This is a genomic window from Saccharibacter sp. EH611, assembly GCF_009834765.1.
Taxonomy (GTDB): Bacteria; Pseudomonadota; Alphaproteobacteria; order Acetobacterales; family Acetobacteraceae; genus Saccharibacter.
In genome coordinates this window covers 1-2,127 of record NZ_WVHP01000014.1, presented here as the reverse complement: position 1 = coordinate 2,127, position 2,127 = coordinate 1, and the positions used below count along the sequence as shown (strand labels likewise).

The 2,127-nt window shown below is 51.1% G+C and carries 1 protein-coding gene; it reads right to left on the bottom strand.

Translation table 11 applies throughout. The annotated features are described in order from the left end of the window. Nucleotides 1-2,127 (bottom strand): autotransporter-associated beta strand repeat-containing protein (locus GS535_RS04315; RefSeq protein WP_202409339.1); only part of this gene is annotated, 2,127 nt, incomplete at both ends.

The window sequence follows — 2,127 nt, the reverse complement described above, 5'->3', positions numbered from 1 at the left end:
CCCAATCGTAATATTATCACTATGACCAGAACCACTACTCCCGCTTTTCTGGTTAAACATGGAATGGCCATACCCAACCATGCCACCTACACGCCACTGGGCCACCACGGGAGCATCCGCCCCCATCACAAACCCGGCTGCAGAATGATGAAGAGAGGTGGCATTTCCGTCTCCAGAATTGCTTCCCAAACTCCCGTAGGACTCACCCCACAGCACAGGACGATCAGACAAGCATTGGTGCGTTTTTTGGCCTGTCCGTAAATCAGCCGTGCCAATGCCATTCCCACTGCTTCCATCACAATCAGCACTATCGAGACGGTCTAACGCAGCTTGACGGATATAATAACTATCTTGAATTAAGGCTGTGCGCGCAGAAGCATGAAGCTCACCAGATAGTGAATTCGTCGCCTGCCGTGCGTCACGCTCATTCAACGACAACATGGCCTGAACCACATTTTTCTCTACGGAAACATGATCCAGAGCCGTTCCGGTAGCACGCTCGTTCCGTGTCCCTCCAATATCACCAAAGGCGAGGCTATTGCGTTCTAGAAGCAGGGTAAGGTCTTTATTATCATCTGAATGAATAAATTCTGGCTTCACGAAGGCCGAAAGAGCATTCAACCCACTGATACCACTAAACGACCCATTAACCCCATTCGTTGACGTAACCAGAGTAAAGGCTTCACCTGGTTTAATCGTTCCACCTCTTGGCAGGCTCAGCTCAACATTATTGCCAATCTGCGCAGACCCCGTGACATGGATCTGGTCACTTGGCAGCACTTGATACAGTCTTTTCTGGAACGTGAGTGTCGACAGCCCATCATTCAATTCTGCTGCAGAAAGAGAAGAACTCCCTTTCACGTCAATTGAAAGAGTGGAACCATCATTCATGACCAGCGCATTATTCTGGCCATTTCCCATAGAGAATGTCCCGATCTGCCCATCACCAGCGGGCGCAAAGGTAGAACCACGTTCCATCGTAACGCTCTTGGCCATCCCAGTCCCAGACAAAGTGCCTGCATTAACCTGAACATCAGAACCAGACAGTGCGCCTTCGACATCCAATCCACCGCGCTGAACTATCGTCGGACCGCTATAGCTGCTCATGCCATTAAGCTGAGTGACGCCATCGCCATCTTGAATAAGCGACCCAGAGCCTGTGATCGTTTGATTGAAAACCGCACGATTGCTTCTATTGATCGTGAGATCACCATCCACATTAATCGTGTTACTCTGCAGAGAGCCCGTGGTCGTATTGTTCCCCAACACCAACTGCGCGCCTTTGGCGATCTGCGTTGCTCCGCGATAAGTACTATCACCTGTCAGAATTTCCCGACCACCCGTCAGGTTAAACGAGCCATCACCAGATATCACACCGGAATACACATTCCCAAATGGCGCATTCGCATTGGACAATTGCAGAGTTTTCGACCCCAGAGCAACGCTCCCATTTCCATCAAGAGCCTGAACCGCTGTCGTACCTGTGCCAAGCCCTGAAATGTCAAAGCTCCCATCGCTGGCCACATGCACACCAGCAGACTTTTGGATTGACCCATTCTGGGCAAGCGCTAGGGTACCGCGCGCTACAGTGGTCGCGCCTGTATAATCATTCCCACCTGAGAACGTTTGTTTTCCCCCGTCAATCTGCACAGTCCCTGCGCCTGACAGGTCTCCGCCGAACGTATCATGGCCATTCGTGACAGAAAGCTGACCGTTAAGCACGCCTTGGCCATTCCCCGCTAAGGATCCAACAGCCACATTATTATTCGTGACTGTGAAGGTACCATTCTGTGCAGACAATGTCCCGGCAACCGTATTCCCATCCAAGGTGAGATGACCGCTATTGGACACATCCCCCGTAACAGTATTACGCGCCGTCAGAAGCGCTTCACCAGCGTTTGTTAATCCCGCAAGCTGACCAGAGGTCGCACTAAACTGTGCACCTGTCGCGTTCGTTACATGTTGAGCATAGGCATTAACGAGCTTCACAACACCCTGATTATTCACAATATCGCTCAAATGCGCGTTGTTTTCTGCCGTCATAAGAGCATGACTGCCATCATTCACAGTCTGGCCAGCAACACGCCCCCCATTGACATCAAATGTGCCAGCATTGGACACCGCACT